Annotated in this window: 17 protein-coding genes; 12 read left to right on the top strand and 5 right to left on the bottom strand. The window is 50.2% G+C overall.

The window, feature by feature from the left end:
* Window positions 1–52 precede the first annotated feature (52 nt).
* Window positions 53–2,506, bottom strand: coding sequence for a penicillin-binding protein 1A (locus KXJ70_RS06135; RefSeq protein ID WP_219042546.1), 2,454 nt, complete (start codon window positions 2,504–2,506; stop codon window positions 53–55).
* A gap of 170 nt (window positions 2,507–2,676) precedes the next feature.
* Between KXJ70_RS06135 and KXJ70_RS06130 the strand changes: the two genes are divergently transcribed.
* From KXJ70_RS06130 to hemE, 10 genes are all read left to right on the top strand, one after another.
* Window positions 2,677–3,744: a pilus assembly protein PilM gene (locus KXJ70_RS06130; protein WP_219042545.1), complete on the top strand. Its 1,068-nt coding sequence runs from the start codon at window positions 2,677–2,679 to the stop codon at window positions 3,742–3,744.
* A complete protein-coding gene (locus KXJ70_RS06125) occupies window positions 3,744–4,304 on the top strand; it encodes a PilN domain-containing protein (protein ID WP_219042544.1) in 561 nt (186 codons plus the stop codon). Before KXJ70_RS06130 ends, KXJ70_RS06125 begins: the two co-directional genes overlap by 1 nt.
* A gap of 12 nt (window positions 4,305–4,316) precedes the next feature.
* On the top strand, window positions 4,317–4,937 hold the full coding sequence (locus tag KXJ70_RS06120; protein WP_369409762.1) for a type IV pilus inner membrane component PilO: 621 nt from the start codon (window positions 4,317–4,319) through the stop codon (window positions 4,935–4,937).
* Window positions 4,937–5,464 (top strand): pilus assembly protein PilP, encoded by a 528-nt coding sequence (locus KXJ70_RS06115; RefSeq protein ID WP_219042542.1) that lies wholly within the window; start codon window positions 4,937–4,939, stop codon window positions 5,462–5,464. Before KXJ70_RS06120 ends, KXJ70_RS06115 begins: the two co-directional genes overlap by 1 nt.
* 23 nt (window positions 5,465–5,487) lie before the next feature.
* A complete protein-coding gene (locus KXJ70_RS06110; protein WP_219042541.1) occupies window positions 5,488–7,653 on the top strand; it encodes a type IV pilus secretin PilQ in 2,166 nt (721 codons plus the stop codon).
* 7 nt (window positions 7,654–7,660) lie between these two features.
* Complete coding sequence (gene aroK, locus KXJ70_RS06105; protein ID WP_219042540.1) at window positions 7,661–8,197, top strand: shikimate kinase AroK; 537 nt, start codon at window positions 7,661–7,663, stop codon at window positions 8,195–8,197.
* Between the two features lie 50 nt (window positions 8,198–8,247).
* On the top strand, window positions 8,248–9,333 hold the full coding sequence (gene aroB / locus KXJ70_RS06100; RefSeq protein WP_219042539.1) for a 3-dehydroquinate synthase: 1,086 nt from the start codon (window positions 8,248–8,250) through the stop codon (window positions 9,331–9,333).
* A 163-nt stretch (window positions 9,334–9,496) separates the two neighbouring features.
* On the top strand, window positions 9,497–13,945 hold the full coding sequence (gltB, locus tag KXJ70_RS06095; RefSeq protein WP_219042538.1) for a glutamate synthase large subunit: 4,449 nt from the start codon (window positions 9,497–9,499) through the stop codon (window positions 13,943–13,945).
* Between the two features lie 31 nt (window positions 13,946–13,976).
* Window positions 13,977–15,395, top strand: coding sequence for an FAD-dependent oxidoreductase (locus KXJ70_RS06090; protein ID WP_219042537.1), 1,419 nt, complete (start codon window positions 13,977–13,979; stop codon window positions 15,393–15,395).
* A gap of 92 nt (window positions 15,396–15,487) precedes the next feature.
* On the top strand, window positions 15,488–16,555 hold the full coding sequence (hemE, locus tag KXJ70_RS06085; RefSeq protein ID WP_219042536.1) for a uroporphyrinogen decarboxylase: 1,068 nt from the start codon (window positions 15,488–15,490) through the stop codon (window positions 16,553–16,555).
* Between the two features lie 108 nt (window positions 16,556–16,663).
* On the opposite strand, the gene KXJ70_RS06080 is transcribed toward hemE, so the two are convergent.
* A complete protein-coding gene (locus KXJ70_RS06080; RefSeq protein WP_219042535.1) occupies window positions 16,664–17,218 on the bottom strand; it encodes an NAD/FAD-utilizing enzyme in 555 nt (184 codons plus the stop codon).
* A 215-nt stretch (window positions 17,219–17,433) separates the two neighbouring features.
* Between KXJ70_RS06080 and KXJ70_RS06075 the strand changes: the two genes are divergently transcribed.
* Window positions 17,434–18,000 carry a DUF1415 domain-containing protein gene (locus KXJ70_RS06075; RefSeq protein WP_219042534.1) on the top strand — a complete coding sequence of 189 codons (567 nt, stop codon included), beginning with the start codon at window positions 17,434–17,436 and terminating at the stop codon, window positions 17,998–18,000.
* A gap of 26 nt (window positions 18,001–18,026) precedes the next feature.
* Here KXJ70_RS06075 and KXJ70_RS06070 read toward each other — a convergent pair whose 3' ends face one another.
* Together KXJ70_RS06070 and KXJ70_RS06065 are read right to left on the bottom strand one after the other, a co-directional pair.
* Window positions 18,027–18,575 carry a DUF4136 domain-containing protein gene (locus tag KXJ70_RS06070; protein ID WP_219042533.1) on the bottom strand — a complete coding sequence of 183 codons (549 nt, stop codon included), beginning with the start codon at window positions 18,573–18,575 and terminating at the stop codon, window positions 18,027–18,029.
* A gap of 20 nt (window positions 18,576–18,595) precedes the next feature.
* On the bottom strand, window positions 18,596–19,207 hold the full coding sequence (locus KXJ70_RS06065) for a DNA-3-methyladenine glycosylase I (protein ID WP_219042532.1): 612 nt from the start codon (window positions 19,205–19,207) through the stop codon (window positions 18,596–18,598).
* Window positions 19,208–19,293: 86 nt separating this feature from the next.
* Here KXJ70_RS06065 and KXJ70_RS06060 point away from each other — a divergent pair, with 86 nt between their 5' ends.
* Window positions 19,294–20,088 (top strand): M48 family metallopeptidase, encoded by a 795-nt coding sequence (locus KXJ70_RS06060; protein ID WP_219042531.1) that lies wholly within the window; start codon window positions 19,294–19,296, stop codon window positions 20,086–20,088.
* A gap of 76 nt (window positions 20,089–20,164) precedes the next feature.
* Here KXJ70_RS06060 and cysE read toward each other — a convergent pair whose 3' ends face one another.
* Entirely contained in the window at window positions 20,165–20,977 is an 813-nt protein-coding gene (gene cysE, locus KXJ70_RS06055; RefSeq protein WP_219042530.1) for a serine O-acetyltransferase, read from the bottom strand.
* Between the last annotated feature and the right edge of the window lie 57 nt (window positions 20,978–21,034).

Below are 21,034 nucleotides of genomic sequence, written 5' to 3'. Positions count from 1 at the left end.
GCAGAGACACTATTGTGCCACCGCCGTCAATTCGACAGCGGTGACTATCGTCTTAAAATATTTCTATAGGATCGTCGCTGTTTGGACCGTAGGGGCTTGCGGGCTGATCAAAGTCTTCAGTTGGCGCGCTGTCGGCTCTGAAGTACTCAAAGATGGCATTGGCTTGACCGGGGTGAGCAAGACTGCCGGTATCGGGGTCGATGCGAACTGAAATTACGCTGTCCGGCTGTTTCAAATGACGCTCTGGGTGCCCTTTAACTGCTTCGCGCATATAGTCTATCCATATCGGTAGTGCTACTGAGCCGCCGTATTCGCGGCGACCAAGGTTGAGGTTTTGGTCGAAGCCGGCCCAGGTGGACGTAACAATACCTCCGCTATAACCAGAAAACCACGCGTCGGTTGGTCCGTTAGTGGTACCGGTTTTACCGGCTGCATCACTTCTTTCGAGCACCAGTGCTTTTCGTCCAGTGCCGCGGGTAACAACATCTTTTAGGATGCTATCGATAAGAAAAGCGACCTCTTCGTCGAGCACACGTTTGGCAAATCTAGATTGCAGCGCGCCGCTGTCACCGGAAATGATATCGTCGAGAGTGTCGGCTTCTATGTTTTTTACTGCGTTGTCGTCTTCATCATCGCACTGGCGACACACTATTTCGGGGTCGGCTCGATAAATGGTATTGCCGTCGCGATCGATAATTCGATCAATGAAGTAAGGTGAAATTTTGTAGCCGCCGTTGGCAAATACGGCGTAACCGGTGACGATATCTAAGGGGGTGAGTGAGTGGCTCCCCAATGCCAATGAAAGGTCGTGTGGAAGTGTAGTTGGGTCGAAGCCGAATCGACCGACATAGTTAATTGCTTTGGAAATACCGAGTTCACGCAGCACTCGGATTGATACTAAGTTGCGGGATAAATACAGCGCTTTCCGCAAGCGCATTGGCCCGTTAAATCTGCCGTTATCATTGCTTGGGCGCCATGTATTTCCCTGTGCGTCACTATCAAAGACGATGGGGGCGTCGTTAATTATGGTGGCGGGTGTAAAGCCATTGTCGAGAGCCGCGGTATAAATAAATGGTTTAAAGTTGGAGCCGGGTTGGCGTGTTGCCTGAGTGACTCGGTTGAAGGCGCTTTTTTGATAATTGTAGCCGCCCACCAAGCTAAGAATGGCGCCGCTATCCGCGTCCAGCGATACGAGTGCACTTTGCACTTTAGGTAGCTGAGACAGCTCCCAGTGTCGTGGTGTGGTGTCACTCATTTTCACACGGATGACATCGCCGGTTTTTACCAGTTCAGACGCGGTCTCTGCTGCGTAGCTGACGCGGTCTTCGCTGATATAGCGGACTGTTTTGGCGAGTCCGTGTTCCCACTCAAGGGTTGTTTGCAGTTCTCCGGCGAGCAGAATTGTGATCGACTTTTCTTTTACATTTAGCACTAGTGCGGGGTGCCAGATGCCTATGCGGCCTATCTCTTCGAGTTTTTGGCTGAAGTCTTGCCTGTCTTCTGGGCTTAACTCAGCGGGGATGGTCCAGTGGCGCTCCGCACCACGATACCCGTGGCGGGTATCGTATTCCATAACGCCATCGAGTAGCGCTTTATTGGCGACTTCCTGTAAGTCCGCTTTGACGGTTGTGATAACGGTATAGCCGTCTTCGTATGCATTGCGTCCAAATCGCGCCAGCATGTCGAGGCGCACCATTTCTGAAACATAGGGTGCGTCAACATCAAGCTGCGTGCCGTAAGCCTTGGCGCTGATGGGTTCAAGCATCGCGGCTTGGTAGTCGGCATCACTTATGTAGCCCAGGCTAAGCATGCGGCCGAGAATCCAGTTTCGGCGGACTCTTGCCCGCGACGGGTTGGCTACCGGGTTGTAGGCTGACGGTGCCTTGGGTAGTCCGGCGATCATCGCCATTTGGGCCAGGTTTAGTTCGCGTATGGGTTTTCCGTAATAGACTTGCGCTGCAGCTTCTATACCGTAGGCATGATTGCCAAGAAAGATTTTATTTAGGTATAGCTCCAATATATCGCCCTTGCTGAGGGCTCGCTCTATCTCGATGGCCAAGAAAATCTCGGTGAATTTGCGGGTGAATGTCCGTTCCTGGGTGAGAAAATAATTTTTGGCGACCTGCATTGTGATGGTGGAGCCACCGGATTGAATGCTGCCGCTGGTCACGAGCTGTGATGCTGCTCTGAGAAGTCCGCTGATATCTACGCCGTGGTGGGTGTAAAAGTGATCGTCTTCGGCGGCAAGGAAGGCGTCAATAAAGAGTTCGGGGACTTCTTGGATGCTAATTGGTGAGCGGCGCTTCTCACCAAATTCACCCAATAACTTGCCGTCAGCGCTGTAAATTCGCAGCGGCGTTTGTAATTGAGTGTCTTTTAGCGCCTCAATTGACGGTAACTTAGGGCTGATATAAAGGAATGCGGTGGCAAACACCATCAAAGCACCGCAACAGGCAAGCGCAGCTAGGCCGATGAAAATACGAAAATAGCGCGTCGTACTGGGCATGTTTTTCCTTCAAATAGAGGTGGGAATCACAAATTGAACGCTAGGATAACGAAAAGTGCGAAGTTTTCGGCGTCTTTTTTTCAGAACTATTTGCGCATTGGCATACACTGGTATTTAATCTTATCTGTAAGAGTACGCCCTAAGTCCACGATGTAAATAGGAAAATTACAGTGCTAGATGGCTTGTTTGGCGGTCAGGGTTCCCGCAGTTTGCTAGGTATAGACATTAGTTCCAGCGCCGTGAAGCTGCTGGAGTTGAGCCGTAGCGGCGATAAGTATCGCGTTGAGAGTTACGCGGTCATGTCTTTGCCCGCGCATTCTGTGGTGGAAAAAAATATTGCCGAGGTAGAAGCGGTAGGTGAAATTGTGAGGGCGGTACATGCGCGCTCCAAGTCGAAACAGAAGCGGGCCGCGGTTGCAGTACCGGGTTCGGCTGTTATCACCAAGATTCTCCATATGCCGGCTGGGATGAATGAGAATGCACTGGAAACCCAGATATCTCTGGAGGCAGACCAGTATATTCCCTACCCTCTAGACGAAGTCGCGCTCGATTTTGAGGTGCTTGGCGAGGTTGAAGACAGCCCTGATCAAGTCGAGGTGATGTTGGTGGCGTGCCGCAGCGACAATGTCGATACGCGGGTTGAGGCCCTTGAAATTGCTGGTATTGAGCCGCAGGTGGTAGATGTTGAAGCCTACGCTGTGGAGCGAAGCTTTGACCTCATCGCAAAACAGATAGGTTGTGATGAAAATACCGTCGTCGCTATCGTCGATGTGGGGGCAAGTACAACTTCACTTACCGTCGTCGTGGCTGGGGAAACGGTCTATACCCGCGATCAAATGTTTGGTGGGCGGCAGTTAACAGAGGAAATCCAGCGGCGTTACGGCTTAACGGCAGAAGAAGCTGGCTTGGCTAAAAAGCAGGGCGGACTATCCGATGACTATGACAGCGAAGTTTTAGCTCCGTTCCGTGAAGCGGTCATTCAGCAGGTTTCGCGTTCGCTACAGTTCTTTTATTCGGCGAGCCAATACAGCGGCGTTGACATTATTTTACTCGCCGGCGGTGTGGCTGCGATGCAGGGCTTGGCCGAAATGGTCGAGGAGCGGGTTGAAGTAAGCACCGTGATTGCAAATCCATTCGCCTCGATGGCAGTGGCACCGGGGGTTGATGCCATGAAGTTGACGAGTGATGCGCCGGCGATGCTGATTGCCTGTGGCTTGGCGCTCAGGAGTTTTGATTAATGGCAACAATTAACCTATTGCCCTGGCGTGAAGAGCGCCGCCAGCTGATTAAAAAGCAATTTTTGGTTGTATTGGGTGGGGTCGCCTTGTTGTCGGTATTGTTAGTTGTCTTGGCAATGTCGATAGTCAATGGCGCAATTAGTCATCAAGAGGGGCGAAATACCTACCTGCAGGGTCATATCAAGAAAATCAACAAAGAAGTTGCAGAGATAAAAAATCTTGAAACCCGCCGCCAGCAGTTACTGGATCGAATGACGATAATTCAGGATTTGCAAGGTACTCGGCCATTAATTGTTCGTGTATTTGATGAGATGGTGAGAACACTGCCAGACGGTTTGTTTTATACCTCCGTCAGTCGGCGAGGCTCTCGCATCGATGTTCAAGGCATTGCCGAGTCTAATAACCGTGTGTCGAGCTTGATGCGTAAATTAGATGCGTCACCGTGGTTTGCAGATCCAAATTTGACGGCGGTTAGTGCGGCCTCTGCTTATGGTGACCAAGCAAGTAGTTTCAAACTGTCATATAAAATCAGTGCGCCTGCGCCTGACGACGAGAAATAGGGGGCAATGGCAGTGGCAGCATGGCAAGAGCTGGTCGACGAGCTAAAGAGCTTCGATCTCAGCGAACTCAATGTAGACAATATTGGTGCTTGGCCTGTACTAGTGAGAGTGGGCGCTTGGGTTGCAGTGTTTATCCTGTGCTTAGTTGGTGGTTATTTTTACGTTATCGCTGACTTACGTGTGCAGTTGGCCGCTGTTGAGGCAAAGGAATTGCAGCTTAAGGCGGATTTTGAAAAGAAAGCATTCAAAGCGGCTAAGCTTATCCCGTTGAAGAAGCAAATGGCGGAAATGGAGGAGTCTTTTGGTATTCTTCTCAGCCAGCTGCCGGCAGACACCGAAGTACCTGGCCTGCTTGAAGATATGACAGAAAAGGCGGTCTCCAACGGTTTGGATATCAGCAGCATTCAGCTACAAGCTGAGCGCGCCAGAGAGTTTTATGTAGAGCTGCCAATTGCGATTAAAGTTAGCGGCAGCTACCACGACTTAGCGGCGTTTGTTAGTGGCATTGCCGGATTGCCGCGGATAGTGACTTTGCATGATTACAATATCGAGTCTAATAAAAACTTAAGTCAGCAAAGTATGTCGATTACAGCAAAAACCTATCGCTATAAAGACCAGGGGGGAGACAAATAATGATTTTCCCTCGTTTGGTGTTAGTTGCTGGTGTATCAATGCTTGCTGCGTGTAGTGGCGGCAATCAATACGCGGATCTGGATGCCTTCGTTGCCGAAAAGCGCGCGTCGCCGTCTGGTCAAATTGCGCCTATTCCCGCTTTAAAGGCTTACCGTGCATTTAGTTATTCGGCCTCAGGAATGAGGGCGCCGTTTAATCGTCCGGTAGATGTAAAAGAAATTGCGCGTTTGGAGACGGCTAGTAATATCAAGCCTGATTTAAAGCGCGAGAAAGAATTTTTAGAGCAGTTCTCGTTGGATTCTATCACTGTGGTTGGCACTGTGCGTCTTGAAGGAGTGCTTTGGGCGCTGATTAAAGATCCGGATGGTGGAGTGCATAGAGTGCGCAGGAATAATTATCTTGGCCGAAATTTCGGCAAGATCATAGATGTAGCTGAAAATTACCTGACAGTGGTAGAGATTGTTTCTACCGGCGGGGATGGTTGGGTTGAGCGACCTCGCTCCCTTGAATTGAAAGTCCGTAAGTAAGAATTCGAAAGGCGGAGACGTACATGAATACCCGAGTACAGATGCAGTGCAAAAGACCTTATGACCGAGCAGGTCTGGGGCGACAGCTCCTCTCCGGAATATGTTTGCTCTTGGCATCAGTTGCCGTCATGGCGTCTAATTTAAAAAATATTGAGTTTAACTCTCTGCAAGGCGGTAGCTTTGAAGCTCGGTTAACCTTTGATGGCCCCGCACCTGAGGTAAAGGGTTATACCATCGAAAAGCCGGCGCGTATCGCTCTGGATTTGGTGGGCTCAGGGAATATGCTAAACCAAAAGAAATTCCCGCTATCCTACGACAATGCTAGCAGCGCGGTTGTACTAGAAGGGCGAGATCGAACTCGGGTTGTGCTTAACCTGATTAAACTGGCGTCTTATCAAACCCGTCAGGAGGGAAATGTATTAATCGTTGAGGTTGGCGGCGGCGGCAGCCAAGCGTACTTAAAAGAAAAATATAATAGCCCGTTGACCTCCTCTGCAACGCCTGCGGTGACGACGGGTAACAGTATTACCGATTTGGACTTTCGTCGCGGCGAGAAGGGCGAAGGCCGTCTCGTTATTCAGCTTGCTGATGCCAAGGCGGATGTGAATGTATTTGTAGAAGGCGCGAAAATCAAAGTCGATTTTGGTGGCGTAAATTTGCCGCAGAATTTGCAACGTCGTTTTGATGTCGCCGATTTTGCCACACCGGTAAAAAGTATCGATGCCCGCATGGGTGATAAAGGCGCCAAATTGTCTCTGGAGGCAACGGGCGAATATGATTATTTAGCCTATCAGACTGATACCGAATATGTTGTTAGCGTTAAGCCTCTGACTAAAAAAGAAGTCGATGATCGTCGTCGTGAATTTGCCTTTGTTGGCGAAAAGCTTTCGCTGAACTTCCAGGATATAGAAGTGCGGTCAGTGCTCCAGCTTATTGCTGATTTCACCGAGTTGAACCTAGTTGCCAGTGATACGGTAAAGGGCAATATTACATTGCGCTTACAGAACGTGCCCTGGGATCAGGCCTTAGAGTTAGTCTTAAAAACCAAGGGCCTGGATAAGCGCCAAGTTGGAAATGTATTGATGGTAGCGCCCGCAGCTGAAATTGCGGAGCGCGAGCGTCAGGAGATCGCTGCTCAGAAGCAGGTCGAAGAATTGGCGCCACTGCAAAGTGAGTTTATTCGCGTGCGTTACGCGGATGCGGCTGAGCTATTTAAATTATTTAAGCCAGGTAGAGATGGCGAGGACGATGAAAATTCTACCGGCAGTATTTTGTCGCCGCGGGGTAAGGTAATTGTTGATGAGCGCACTAACTCGCTATTAATTACTGAAACCGCCGAGCGTTTGGACGAGTTCCGTCGCTTGATCGCCCTGATAGATGTGCCGGTTCGACAGGTTCAGATTGAGGCGCGCATTGTACGCGCAAGTTCTGACTTTGACCGCGCGCTTGGTGTTCGCTGGGGTGGTGCTTATGTTAAAGCCGACGGCGACAAGGTGTACTCAGCAAATGGCGATCTTGAAAGTGATCAGGCTACCCAAAATAACTTTTTAAATGCTTTGGCGGCTGGTTCGCCGACCTACACGGCTGTGCCGGGTTTGGTGACCGACTTGGGTGTGTCGGGCGCTGCGGGTTCATTCGCATTGGGTTTCATTAGTTCTGATGTGCTTCTTAACTTGGAATTGTCTGCACTAGAATCTAAGGGGCGCGGCGAAATAGTGTCGCAGCCACGTATTGTGACAGGGGATAAAGAGCCTGCCGTTATCAAATCTGGTACTGAAATTCCTTACCCGCAGTCCTCGGCCAATGGTGAGACCACTATTGCGTTTAAAGAGGCCGTGTTGAAATTAGATGTCACGCCTATTATTACGCCCGACGATCGTATCATTATGGATTTGACGATCAATCAGGACACCATAGGTTCATTGGTCATAGCCACGGGTCTCGGTGGTCAGGTTCCGACAATCGATACCACTGAGCTAACAACGCGGGTCTTGGTGAGCAACGGGGAGACTGTGGTTTTGGGCGGAGTTTACGATCAGTTAGATATTTCTTCTGAAACCAAAGTACCTTTCCTTGGCGATATCCCGTTTCTAGGTCGTTTGTTCAAAAGTACTACTGTGTCTCGCGAAAAGCAGGAAACATTGATCTTTATCACGCCGCGTATTTTAGCGGACAGCTTGGTAGATTAATGTTGTGATGATGAAGTCTGGGGCGGTATTTTTGGTTGGCCCAATGGGAGCGGGTAAGAGTACGATAGGGCGATTGCTCGCTGACACGCTGCGTTTTGATTTCCGCGATGTCGATCGCGAAATTGAGGAGCGCAGCGGCGTTGATATTCCTTGGATTTTTGATATGGAAGGCGAAGAGGGGTTTCGCGACCGTGAAGAATCCATGTTGGCCGAATTGAGTGATGCTGCTCAAGTTGTCATTTCAACTGGCGGTGGCGCAGTTTTACGCGGTGATAGCCGAAAGTTGATGGTTGCCAAAGGCACTGTTATCTATCTCAAAACCTCCGTTGATGAGCAAATACGTCGCACCGCGCGCGATCGAAAGCGACCGCTGTTACAAACAGGTGATCCTGCCACAACCCTGCGCAATCTAATGGCGCTGCGCGAACCTCTTTATGAAGAAATTGCCGACTTTACGGTCTTAACCGATAATCGGACGCCTAAGTCAGTTGTGCAGGAGCTGTGTTCCCAGCTCGGGGCTGACGACCTGAGTGCGCAATATTGATATACTAGCCAGCTTGGTCGGTATATTAATCTTTTCCCGGATACATCTAGATGAAAAACCTCGAACTCGATTTGGGAGAGCGTAGCTATCCCATCTTTATCGCGCGTGACGTGCTTGGTCAGCCAAATTTGTGGGCGCAATATATTGCAGGCCGACAAGTTTGTATTGTTACCAACAGTACGGTCGCTCCCTTGTATTTGGCAGCACTAAAAGCGCAGCTTAGCGATAAGTCAGTGTGTGAGGTAGTTTTACCTGACGGTGAGGCCCATAAAAATTTGGCTACGCTTGAGCAAATTTTCGATACCTTGTTAGAAAAAAATCACAATCGCGGCACCACGTTGATAGCATTAGGTGGCGGTGTTGTTGGTGATATGTGTGGCTTTGCGGCGGCTTGCTATCAGCGCGGTGTGCAATTCATTCAAATTCCTAGCACCCTGCTATCGATGGTAGATTCATCGGTGGGTGGCAAAACCGGCGTTAATCATCCGCTGGGTAAAAATATGATCGGTGCATTTCATCAGCCTAATTGTGTGCTCGCTGATTTGAGTTTGCTCGATACCTTGCCAGAGCGAGAGTTTTCGGCAGGTATGGCTGAGGTCATTAAGTACGGTTTAATCTGCGATGCGCCATTTTTTGAATGGCTGGAAGCAAATATTGCAGGTCTAATGCGGCGTGATACCGATTTGCTGGAAGAGGCTGTTTACCGTTCATGCGCAAACAAAGCCTTGGTCGTTGCTGAAGATGAGCGCGAAGGTGGTCGTCGCGCAATTTTAAATCTTGGTCATACCTTTGGGCACGCGATAGAGACCGCAGAAGGCTACGGCAACTGGCTGCATGGTGAGGCCGTGTCAGCGGGGATGGTGCTTGCCCTGTCCCTGTCGGTAGAGTTGGAGTGGTTAAACTCGGAAATTCTGACGAGAGCGAAATCCTTGCTGCAGCAGGCCGGGTTGCCAGTTGCGCCACCCAATAATATGGATGTGGATCAATTTTTGCAGTTGATGGGGCGTGACAAAAAAGTTCTCGATGGGCGATTGCGTTTAGTGCTTTTGACGGGGCTCGGAGAGGCGGTGGTCAGCAGTCAGGCGCCAGAAGATGTAATCGCACAAGTATTGCGCGATGCCGGAGTTCGTGCTTAGTTACACCGAGTTGGTTAAAAATCGAACGATCAGGTGACGGCGTTTGTTGCTTTTGCTGCATCCGTGTAGAATGTCACTCCTTTTTTCGGGTATGTGTAAAATCCCCGAACATTCTTTTCGACTATCTTTTTGTTTTTCTTAGTAATTTTGCGAGAGTCGTTTTATGAGTACAGGCCTGTACAGACCTGAAGATGTGCGTGACAACTGTGGATTCGGCCTAATTGCCCATATGCAGGGTGATGCGAGCCATAAATTGTTGCAGACAGCCATCGAATCGTTGACCTGCATGACACACCGCGGCGGGATTGCCGCCGACGGTAAAACAGGTGATGGCTGTGGCTTGTTACTCAAAAAGCCAGATGGTTTTTTGCGCACCGTAGCGAAAGAATCTTGTGGCAGCGAGTTAAGCGAAATATACGGTGTGGGACAGATCTTTCTCAGCCGGGATGAACAACTGGCTGCGTCAGCTCGTGCTGACTTTGAAGCGGTATTGCTTAAAAATGGTCTCCAGCCCGCTGGTTGGCGAGTTGTGCCCATTGATGAGTCAGTCTGTGGTGAGATTGCACTTTCAAGCTTGCCAAGAATTGAGCAGGTATTTATCAATGTTGACGGTATGGATGCGCAACAATTGCGGACCTGCCTGTTTGTTGTTCGTCGCCAAGCGGAAATGGCCTTAGTTTCAGACCCGGATTTTTATATCTCTAGTTTGTCTGCCGATGTTATTTCTTACAAAGGCTTGGTGATGCCGGTAGATTTACCGCGCTTCTATCTAGACTTAGCAAACCCAGCGCTAGAGACCGCAATTTGCGTATTCCATCAGCGCTTTTCCACCAATACCATGCCCCGTTGGCCTTTGGCTCAGCCGTTTCGCATGTTGGCTCACAATGGTGAAATTAATACGATTGAGGGTAACCGTAATTGGGCAGAGGCACGTACACGCAATTTTAGCAGTCCTTTATTGCCAGACGTTGCAGAGCTCTCACCGCTGGTAAATCGCACGGGTTCGGATTCTTCAAGCCTCGATAATATGCTGGAGGTATTGGTTGCCGGCGGCATGGATTTATTCCGCGCTGTGAGGATGTTAGTACCACCAGCTTGGCAAAATATTGAGCATATGGATGCTGATTTAAAAGCATTCTATGAATACAACTCCATGCATATGGAGCCTTGGGACGGTCCTGCGGGCTTAGTTCTAACTGACGGACGCTACGCTGTCTGTATGTTAGACCGCAATGGACTTCGCCCTTCACGCTGGGTTATTACCAAGGATGGATTTATTACCGTTGCGTCGGAAATCGGCACCTACGGTTATACACCGGAAGATGTTGTGTCTAAGGGCCGTGTTGGGCCTGGTCAGATACTTGTAGTCGACACTGAATTGGGTGAAGTACTGCATACCGAGGAAGTCGATAATCGTCTCAAATCTGCGCATCCCTATAAGCAGTGGTTGCGTGAGAACGGCAACCGTCTTCAGGATCAGCTCGGGCAGGGTAATCGTCCAGCGCTGCCAGAGGCAGAAACCCTAGCGGCGTTCCAAAAATACTTCCAAGTTAGCTTTGAAGAGCGTGAGCAAGTGTTATCCGCACTGGCTGACAGCGGCAATGAAGCCGTAGGCTCAATGGGTGACGATACCCCGATGGCGGTATTGTCGCGTCAAAAGCGTTCTCTATATGACTACTTCCGTCAAAAATTTGCACAGGTTACCAACCCGCCGATAGATCCGCTGCGTGAAACTATCGTTATGAGTTTGGAAACCCTGTTGGGCGCCGAACAAAATGTGTTTGAGCAGACCGCTGATCACGCCGATCGTTTAATTTTAACCAGTCCGGTTTTGTCGCCAGACAAGTTTGATCGCTTGATGACGGTAGACTCTCCGCGTTATCCACTGGCGCGCATTGAATTGGCCTACGACCCCGCGCTGACATCGTTAAAGGATGCTGTTGCTGCAGTGACGTTGGCGGCGGAAAACGCAGTGCGTAGCGGCAAGGTTATTTTGTTGCTCAGTGACCGGGCTATCGAGCCTGGTATGCTTGCTGTGCATAGTTTATTGGCGACTGGTGCCGTGCATCACCATTTGATTAAACAAGGTTTGCGTTGCGACGCTAATATTGTTGTGGAGAGCGGCAGTGCCCGCGACTCGCATCAAATGGCCTGTTTGTTTGGGTTTGGCGCTACCGCTGTGTATCCGTATATGGCCTTTGCGGTTATTAGCGATATGTTGCGCTGTGGTGAAGTGCTGGGTGACGAGCAAACTGCCCACACCAACTACATCAAAGGCATTAATAAAGGCCTGCTTAAAATCATGTCCAAAATGGGCATATCAACCATTGCATCCTATCGCGGTGCGCAGCTATTTGAAGCCATTGGTTTGTCGACTGACGTGGTTGAAACCTGCTTCAAAGGTGTGGCGAGTCGCATTGCCGGCGCGGGATTTCCCGAGTTGCAGCGCGATCAAGAAGCGTTGGCGACGTTGGCGTGGTTGCCGCGTAAAACCATCGATCAAGGTGGTTTACTCAAATATGTGCACGGTAAGGAATATCACGCGTTTAACCCCGATGTCGTAATGACGCTGCAAGAAGCGGTAAAAAGTGGTGATTACGCACAGTGGAAAAAATACGCCGAGTTGGTGAACACTCGCCCAGTGGCGACTATTCGCGATTTGCTTGGCTTTAAAGATGATATTAAGCCAATACCGCTTGATGAAGTTGAGCCAATAGAAAGCTTATTGCGTCGCTTTGACTCCGCGGGTATGTCATTGGGTGCCTTAAGCCCAGAGGCTCATGAAGCCCTGGCGACTGCCATGAACCGCCTGGGCGGTCGCTCAAATTCTGGTGAGGGTGGTGAAGACCCTGCTCGCTATGGCACTGAGCGGGTGTCAAAAATCAAGCAGGTTGCATCTGGCCGTTTCGGTGTAACGCCGCACTATTTGGTTAATGCCGAAGTACTGCAAATAAAAGTAGCGCAGGGCGCTAAGCCCGGTGAAGGCGGGCAATTGCCCGGCGGTAAAGTGAATGCCTTGATCGCCAGATTGCGCTACTCGGTGCCTGGTGTGACCTTGATTTCGCCACCGCCGCATCACGATATTTATTCGATTGAAGATTTAGCCCAGCTAATTTTCGATCTTAAGCAAGTTAATCCTTCAGCGCTGGTTTCGGTGAAACTGGTATCTGAGCCCGGTGTCGGGACTATCGCCGCTGGTGTTGCCAAGGCTTACGCAGACCTAATTACGATTTCTGGTTATGACGGTGGCACTGCAGCGAGCCCCATTACCTCGATTCGCTATGCCGGTTCACCGTGGGAGCTGGGGCTATCGGAAGCGCAACAAACCCTGCGCGGCAATGGTTTGCGTGGCAAAGTGCGCGTACAAACAGACGGCGGTTTAAAAACCGGTCTAGATGTCGTGAAAGCGGCAATGTTGGGTGCGGAGAGTTTTGGTTTCGGTACAACACCAATGGTGGCGCTGGGCTGTAAATACCTGCGGATTTGCCATCTCAATAACTGTGCGACTGGTGTTGCGACCCAGGACGAGCGTCTGCGCGACGAGCATTTCATCGGCACCGTTGAAATGGTGATGAATTTCTTCACCTTTATCGCAACGGAAACCCGTGAGTGGATGGCGAGTATCGGCATTCGTACTATGGAAGAGCTCATTGGCCGCACTGATTTGCTCAAGCAGAAGGTTGGAGAAACAGAGAAGCAAGAACTGCTGGATTTATCGCCTATTCTATTTAAAGACCCAGCCGCAAAAGATCAGCCTGAATTTTGTCAGGTTGAGCTAAACGCCCCCTTTGATAAGGGCGAGAAAGCGGAGGCGATGGTTGCTGCGGCTTTGCCTGCGATCGAATCCATGTCTGGCGCGGATCTCGAGTTTGCGGTAACCAACTGTGATCGTTCCATTGGCGCTCGCTTGTCCGGTGAAATAGCTAAGCGCCATGGCAATCTTGGTATGGAAGGCGCACCGGTTACGCTTCGTATGAAGGGTACCGCAGGTCAGAGTTTCGGTGTCTGGAATGCTGGCGGCCTAAATATGTACCTTGAAGGCGATGCCAATGACTACGTCGGTAAGGGCATGGCCGGTGGTAAGTTAGTTATTTATCCGCCTAAGGGTAGTGTGTTTAACAGCCAAGATACCGCGATTATCGGCAATACCTGTCTTTACGGTGCCACCGGCGGCAAGCTATTTGCTGCAGGCATTGCAGGTGAGCGCTTTGGGGTTCGTAATTCCGGTGCTCACGCGGTTGTGGAAGGCGCGGGTGACCATTGCTGCGAATATATGACTGGCGGTATTGTCACTGTTTTGGGGCCTACTGGGGTCAATTTTGGTGCAGGTATGACCGGTGGTTTCGCCTATGTCTTAGATGAGGCAAATCGCTTCGTTGATCGGTATAACAGCGAGCTAGTCGAAATGTGCCGTATTAACTCCGAGTCAATGGAAGCATACCGAGCGCATTTGCGCGGCAACATCGTTGAATACGTTGCTGAAACAGGCTCCGCATGGGGGCAGCATATCCTCGACAATTTTGACGACTACATCGGTAAATTCTGGATGATCAAGCCGAAGGCGGCGAGCCTCAGCCGCTTGCTTGACTCCACCAGAAGACGTCCGGAATAAGCCCGCCGAGTAGCAATGAGGTAATTTGAAAATGGCAGAGCGTTTACAGAATTCATTCCAGTTTCTCGATGTGGGTCGTCAGGATCCAGGCAAGAAAGATCTTGTTCAGCGTCGTACCGCCTTCGTAGAAATTTACGAGCCGTATAAAGAAGAGGAAGTGAAGCACCAGTCACATCGCTGCTTGGGTTGTGGTAACCCTTATTGCGAGTGGAAATGTCCGGTGCACAACTACATTCCTAATTGGCTAAAGCTAGTTAGCGAGGGGAATTTGTTTGAGGCTGCTGAACTTAGCCATCAAACAAATAGCCTGCCAGAAGTCTGTGGTCGAGTGTGCCCGCAGGATCGTTTGTGTGAAGGTGCATGCACCCTAAACGACGGTTTCGGCGCGGTAACCATCGGTTCTACAGAAAAGTATATTACTGATACAGCGTTAGCTATGGGCTGGCGCCCAGATATGTCTAAGCGGGTGTGGACAGATAAAAAAGTCGCGGTGATTGGTTCTGGGCCCGCCGGTATAGGCTGTGCCGACGTACTTGTGCGCGCTGGTGTTAAACCGGTGGTATTTGACCGCTACCCAGAGATCGGTGGTTTGCTGACCTTCGGTATCCCCGAATTCAAATTAGAAAAGTCAGTTATTCAGCGCCGCCGTAAAGTGCTGGAAGAGATGGGTGTTGAATTCCGTTGCAACGTTGATGTTGGCGTAGACATCACCATGGATTCATTGCTTGAGGAATACGATGCTGTATTTCTTGGTATGGGGACCTACAAATATATGAAGGGCGGATTTCCCGGTGAAGATCTGCCAGGAGTCTACGACGCCTTGCCGTTCCTGGTTTCAAATGTAAATCGGAACATGGGCTGGGAAGAGAACGCCGCAGACTTTATAGATGTGAAAGGCAAGCGTGTTGTCGTGTTGGGCGGTGGCGATACCGCGATGGACTGCAACCGAACCTCTATTCGTCAAGGCGCAGAGAGCGTTGTGTGCGCTTATCGCCGCGACCAGGAAAACATGCCTGGCTCGCGCAAGGAAGTACAAAACGCGGGCGAAGAAGGCGTCCAGTTTTTCTTCAATCGCCAGCCGATTGCCATTGTTGGCGATGGCAAGGTTGAAGGTATAAAGGTTGTGACAACACAGCTAGGCGAGCCCGATGAAAATGGCCGTCGTCGCCCTGAGCCAATAGAAGGTAGTGAAGAAGTTATTCCCGCTGATGTTGTACTTGTCGCATTTGGTTTTCAGCCTAATCCGCCGTCGTGGTTGAGCGACGCGGGTGTTGATATCAATAGCTGGGGCGGTATTGTTGCACCGGAAGAGCAGAGCTATAAATTTCAAACTAGCAATGCCAAGGTGTTTGCTGGTGGCGATATGGTGCGCGGCTCGGACTTGGTTGTTACCGCTGTATGGGAAGGTCGTCAGGCCGCTGAAGGGATTTTGGATTACTTGAAAGTTTAAATTGCAGACGCTGGACGGGAGACGGAAAACGCAAAAGCTGTGTGACGTTTCATGCCAGCCTCTCCCGTTTACCGTCTAGCTTTGAGCGATATATGACTGAACTAAAAAACGATACCTTCCTTCGCGCGCTGCAACGTCAGCCTGTCGATTACACCCCTGTGTGGATGATGCGCCAAGCGGGTCGTTACCTACCTGAGTATCGTGCAACACGGGCGGTCGCGGGCGATTTTATGTCGCTTTGTATGAACCCTGAATTGGCTTGCGAGGTAACACTCCAACCACTGGCGCGTTATCCGCTAGACGCCGCTATTTTATTTTCCGATATTTTAACTATTCCCGATGCCATGGGCTTGGGCTTGTATTTTGAAACTGGCGAAGGTCCGCGCTTTAAGAAAACCGTGCGTACCATGGCCGACGTCGACGCTCTGCCGATAGTCGATGGCGAAAAGCACCTGACTTATGTCTGCGATGCGGTGCGTACAATCCGTCGTGAGTTAAATGGCCGGGTGCCGCTTATCGGCTTTTCTGGCAGTCCGTGGACCTTGGCGACCTATATGGTTGAGGGCGGTGGTTCCAAGGATCACGCCCGCGCTAAAGCCTTGGCGTTTGATCAGCCTGAGCTAATGCATGCCTTGCTAGATAAGCTGGCGCAGAGCGTGACGGCGTATTTAAACGACCAGATTCGCGCTGGCGCGCAAGCCGTACAGATTTTTGATACCTGGGGCGGCGCACTAAGTCACAACGCTTATCAAGAATTTAGTTTGCGTTATATGAAGCGGATTATTGACGGCTTAATTAAGGAGAACGATGGCCGTGTTGTACCGGTTATTTTGTTCACTAAAAACGGCGGTCAGTGGTTAGAGCTGATGGCTGATGCTGGCGCCAGTGCACTAGGTTTAGATTGGACAACCGACATTGGTTTGGCGAAGGCACGGGTCGGTGACCGAGTGGCGCTCCAAGGTAATATGGATCCCTCGATGTTGCGGGCTTCTCCCAAGCGCATTAGCGAGGAAGTGGCGACTATTTTGGCTCGTTTTGGTAGTGGACCTGGTCATATTTTTAACCTTGGTCATGGGATTACGCCAGAAGTGGACCCCGCTCATGCCGGTGCGTTTATAGAGTGTGTGCGTGAGCTATCTGCGCAGTATCATCAGAAATAATCTAACGCCGCTAATCAAGCTCAGTATCCTTTAAAAAAATAGCCCAGCGTTTTAACGCTGGGCTATTTTTTAACTGCGAGATTTCTCCCGCACCTTAAAACGTGTTCTCTATGGCATGACTTCAATAAAGTTGCGCCACTTGTTTTGCAGTCCGATAAACCAATTTGGGGACCCATTCCCCGTTCCAGAAAACTCCAGTTCCGGGTAGTACGCAGTGACGCGATTAAGAATGCCGTGGTCTTTTTCATCGATATCGATCAATAGTAAATGGCGTCCAGATGACAGCGCTTGATCAAAGCGTTTGAAATCATGATGGGGCTCTTGAATACCAAAGAGTCCGCCTTCCCAAGTAAAAAAGCCGAGCATGACAATGGATAGAAAAATAAACGGTACCCAGCCAACGCTTGTCGTCGCGCCGGAGTAATGGCCTACGGCAAGGACTAAAGCAGCGGCGGCTAAGCCAATTAGGGCTCCGCGTTCCATGGCCTGCACAACATCTTTACGCAAAACAGCTTCAACGCCGTTTAATTTACGATTGCTGACTCCGGAGTCATCACGGCTCAGTACATGAATTTGCGGTTTAGAAATGCCGTTGTCGGCGAGGTCGTGTTCTACGGCGGTGAGCTTGTCGAGGCTATCCGTCAAAAAATAATAGCGTTTCATATTATGCTCCTAGCTGTGTCCGGCGTTGCTAGTCTTGCTGATATGATTCAACGATGTGCAGCAAGCTAGTTCACTTACCCAGTGTAGCAGCCTAAGTTACTGCTGCCATGACCTCTTTGAGGCTGTATTATTGTATTTATTCCTAAGCAGCGTAGCTGTAATACCATAATCCTATAATGGTGTGGTCGAGATCCTGCTTCTCGAGGCGCCATGTAATGAGTACTGAAATGACAGTAGATAGTGACGTAGTCGAGCGAGAAGTGCGGCAGTGGTTGACCGAGGCCGTGGTGGGATTGGGTTTGTGCCCCTTTGCAGCTAAACCGCTGCAGGAAAAACGAGTCGCTATTGAGGTTAGTCGTGCCGCTACTGCGGAGGACTTAGTGAATGATTTACATCGGGCGCTGTGCCGGATTGAAGAGACCGCAGTGAGTGTTTTAGAAACCAGCTTACTCGTTGTGCCCGATATGCTGCAGGATTTTTACGATTACAATGATTTTCTAGATATAGCTGACGCAGTATTGCAGGAGGGCGATTGGGAGGGAGAAATTCAAATAGCGAGTTTTCATCCCGGCTATCAGTTTGGTGGCACTGAAAAAGCTGACCCTGAGAATTTCACCAACCGGTCACCTTATCCTATATTTCACCTCCTTCGCGAAGATAGTCTTGAGCAGGCGATTGCTGCGCACTCAGACCCAGATGGCATCCCCGATAGAAACATCGCGCTGCTGCGTGAGATGGACGCAGCAGCGCTTAAATTACTTTTCCCCTACTGCTTTAAGTAGGGCGTAAAAAGTCTGCGTCGCTACCATTAGGCTGGCGGGAACTGACTCCAGATTTCTGTCACGGCACGTTCGATGGTGTTTGCGTTTACTTTAGGGTCGCGATCGTTTAGCTCGACAACCAGGGAGCCACGCCAAGTTAATTTGTTATCGGCGGGGTTTAGCAAGTCGATAATGATTTGAATATTTCGATTAATTTTATCTTTGCCCAGCGGCACGCCAACTGAGGTGCCGATCCCAAAATTGCCGCCGAAACTCCCAAACCCAAGTCCTAAGCGCGGGCTTCTGTCGATGGTTTCGGCAGCCTCAGCTACATAGTAGCGCACCAGAAAATTCGCATTGGCAGGGGTGTCGGCTAGCGTGTATAAGCCGGCTTTTAGTTGGCGCTGCAGTGACTCTTTCACGTTATCGACAACGAAGGGTGATACGGTCTTATCTGCGCCACTGGTGTCTGCAATGATGTAGCGCTCATAGCGGCTGAAGTCGGCGCGGGGGTTGTAGTCAGTTACAACGTCGGTGCTACTACAACCGCTTAGCACGAGTAGCAAAAGTGGAGTGAATAATGCGAGTAATCTCATGGTGGTTACCTTTTTTGTCGTTATAACCAATGTGGCCGAAATTGTTTGCCTAAGTCTGCACACGTCTTATTACGTGGACAGCTTAGCAAGTGATCATTAACAAAGCCCAATGCTTGTAAATTCGCGTAACAGATGGTGCTGCCAAAAAATTTAAAGCCGCGCTTTTTGAGATCTTTGCTGATTTGGTCAGATTCTTTGCTCGTCGCAGGAACTTCCGCCATGGTTTTCCATTTGTTTTGTATCGGCTTATCGTCAAAGTACGACCACATATAGCGGGCAAAGCTCCCGAACTCCTGTTGAATGGCTAAAAAATGACGCGCATTCGTGATGGTGCTCTCAATTTTCAGCCGGTTTCTGACAATGTCAGGATTGGCTTTTAAAATCTCGACCATCTTATTGTCAAAGTTGGCAACTTTGATGGGGTTAAAATTGGCGAAGGCTTTGCGGTAGCCCTCGCGTTTTTTTAATATCGTCAGCCAGCTTAAGCCGGCTTGCGCTGACTCAAGCACCAAGAATTCAAAGTGAATCCGGTCGTCATCGGTCGGTACCCCCCACTCTTCGTCATGGTACTTAACGTATTCTGGCGTGGCGGTGCACCATGGGCAAGGTTCTTTCACTGTGTACACTCCCATATAAAAATCTGGCAGACTTCATCGTTCATCAACTCGAAGGCTATGCCATAATAGCCGCACAATAGCAGATTAACGCGGGGAATTTTATGACAAAGTTAAAGCCGGTGTTGGCAATAGTTCTAGCAGGTTTACTGGCATCTTGCGCTGAGTCGCCAACGGGACGGCGTCAGGTATTGCTATTTTCAGACGGAGAAATGTCGCAAATGGGCGGCACTGCGTTTGAAGAAATGAAAAAGAAAATGACCATCAATAAAGACGGTGCGACGAACAAGTACGTAAGTTGTATTGCTGATGCGATTACCGCCTCTCTACCCGCTGAGTGGCGCGGAAGCTGGGAAGTAGTCGTCTTTGAAGAAAAATCGGCTAACGCGTTTGCCCTGCCAGGTAAGAAAATTGGTGTGCACACCGGTATATTCCAAGTAGCTAAAAATGCTGATCAGTTAGCCACGGTAATGGGCCACGAAGTGGGGCATGTATTGGCGCATCACAGCGCTGAGCGTATGTCTGTTCAGAGTGTCGCTGGTACCGGTAGTCAGCTCATTGGCGTTCTGCTGGGCGAGGGGGCAGGAAAAGAAACTGTGATGGGTTTGCTCGGACTGGGCACGCAATACGGTTTAGTTCTTCCCTACGGGCGGGCGCAAGAGTCTGAGGCCGATATTGTCGGTTTAGACCTAATGGCCAAGTCGGGATTCAATCCACAAGCTAGCGTTGCCCTGTGGCAGAATATGAGTGCCGTGAGCGGGGGGCAGCCGCCGGAGTTTATGTCTACTCACCCATCTCACACATCGCGTATCAAGGATTTACAAAAGCAAATGGTGACGGCGATGCCGCTCTACGAAAAGGCTAAGGCAAACGGCATTAGGCCCGCTTGTAAGCGTTAAGTAGATTTTTAGTTAGACGATTTGCAGCAGCGACAATTCTGTTGGCACTGCTGCAAATGGTTCTGGTTTTTCGTAATTACTCGTCGCAACAGGCGCGATGATTCATAGAAAGTGCCGGCGAAGGGCAATCGGGTTTGCCGATGACTTTTGCGGGTACGCCGGCTACGACGGTATGCGGGGGAACATCTCGTAACACCACACTACCAGCCACGACCTGTGCGCCTTCTCCGATATGGATATTGCCAAGAATTTTCGCTCCCGCACTGAGCAACACGCCATCGGCTACTTTGGGGTGGCGATCACCTTCCTCTTTGCCCGTTCCGCCCAGTGTAACCGACTGCATGATTGACACATTGTTGCCGACCACGGCGGTTTCACCAATGACAATACCGGTTGCGTGATCCATTAAGATGCCGCGTCCAATTTTTGCCGCTGGATGAATATCAACGCCGAACTCGCAGGAAATTCGGTTCTGGAAGAACAGTGCCAATGAGGTTCTGCCCTGATTCCAAAGCCAGTGGGCAATGCGATAGGACTGCAGTGCATGGAAGCCTTTAAAATACAGAAATGGCACAGACAGGCCGGAGCATGCAGAGTCGCGTTCAAATACTGCGCATATATCGGCGCGAATTGCGCGGCCAATATTGGGGTCGGCGGCAAAGGCCTTTTCTATCACTTCACGCACCAATAGCGCTGAGGCAGCAGGGCTATTTAATATATGCGCAAGGTGGAAACTCAGCGCCGTTTCAAGGCTGTCGTGATTGAGAATGGTGGCGTGCAGAAAGCTCGCTAGAACGGGCTCGCGCTCAACCTCGCAGGCAGTTTCCTTGCGGATAGTCTGCCATACAGGATCTGGGTGAGGCGCTGAATTGGTCGCGGGTTTGGTCATCGCTATTACAGTATTGGTGAATGTGACCCTAGTATAACGCCGCCGGCGGCTCAGATA

This window comes from Zhongshania aquimaris, assembly GCF_019312595.1.
GTDB lineage: Bacteria > Pseudomonadota > Gammaproteobacteria > Pseudomonadales > Spongiibacteraceae > Spongiibacter > Spongiibacter aquimaris.
Note: the sequence above shows the minus strand (reverse complement) of the source record. Positions and strands in the feature narration are given on the sequence as shown.

Excerpts from the sequence above, each read along its gene's own strand:
- KXJ70_RS06110 (WP_219042541.1), top strand. The coding sequence starts at position 5,488 with ATGAATACCCGAGTACAGATGCAGTGCAAAAGACCTTATGACCGAGCA.
- cysE (WP_219042530.1), bottom strand. The coding sequence starts at position 20,977 with ATGACCAAACCCGCGACCAATTCAGCGCCTCACCCAGATCCTGTATGG.
- KXJ70_RS06115 (WP_219042542.1), top strand. The coding sequence starts at position 4,937 with ATGATTTTCCCTCGTTTGGTGTTAGTTGCTGGTGTATCAATGCTTGCT.
- KXJ70_RS06125 (WP_219042544.1), top strand. The coding sequence starts at position 3,744 with ATGGCAACAATTAACCTATTGCCCTGGCGTGAAGAGCGCCGCCAGCTG.
- hemE (WP_219042536.1), top strand. The coding sequence starts at position 15,488 with ATGACTGAACTAAAAAACGATACCTTCCTTCGCGCGCTGCAACGTCAG.
- KXJ70_RS06065 (WP_219042532.1), bottom strand. The coding sequence starts at position 19,207 with ATGGGAGTGTACACAGTGAAAGAACCTTGCCCATGGTGCACCGCCACG.
- KXJ70_RS06060 (WP_219042531.1), top strand. The coding sequence starts at position 19,294 with ATGACAAAGTTAAAGCCGGTGTTGGCAATAGTTCTAGCAGGTTTACTG.
- KXJ70_RS06090 (WP_219042537.1), top strand. The coding sequence starts at position 13,977 with ATGGCAGAGCGTTTACAGAATTCATTCCAGTTTCTCGATGTGGGTCGT.
- gltB (WP_219042538.1), top strand. The coding sequence starts at position 9,497 with ATGAGTACAGGCCTGTACAGACCTGAAGATGTGCGTGACAACTGTGGA.
- KXJ70_RS06075 (WP_219042534.1), top strand. The coding sequence starts at position 17,434 with ATGAGTACTGAAATGACAGTAGATAGTGACGTAGTCGAGCGAGAAGTG.
- KXJ70_RS06135 (WP_219042546.1), bottom strand. The coding sequence starts at position 2,506 with ATGCCCAGTACGACGCGCTATTTTCGTATTTTCATCGGCCTAGCTGCG.
- aroK (WP_219042540.1), top strand. The coding sequence starts at position 7,661 with ATGATGAAGTCTGGGGCGGTATTTTTGGTTGGCCCAATGGGAGCGGGT.
- KXJ70_RS06080 (WP_219042535.1), bottom strand. The coding sequence starts at position 17,218 with ATGAAACGCTATTATTTTTTGACGGATAGCCTCGACAAGCTCACCGCC.
- aroB (WP_219042539.1), top strand. The coding sequence starts at position 8,248 with ATGAAAAACCTCGAACTCGATTTGGGAGAGCGTAGCTATCCCATCTTT.
- KXJ70_RS06070 (WP_219042533.1), bottom strand. The coding sequence starts at position 18,575 with ATGAGATTACTCGCATTATTCACTCCACTTTTGCTACTCGTGCTAAGC.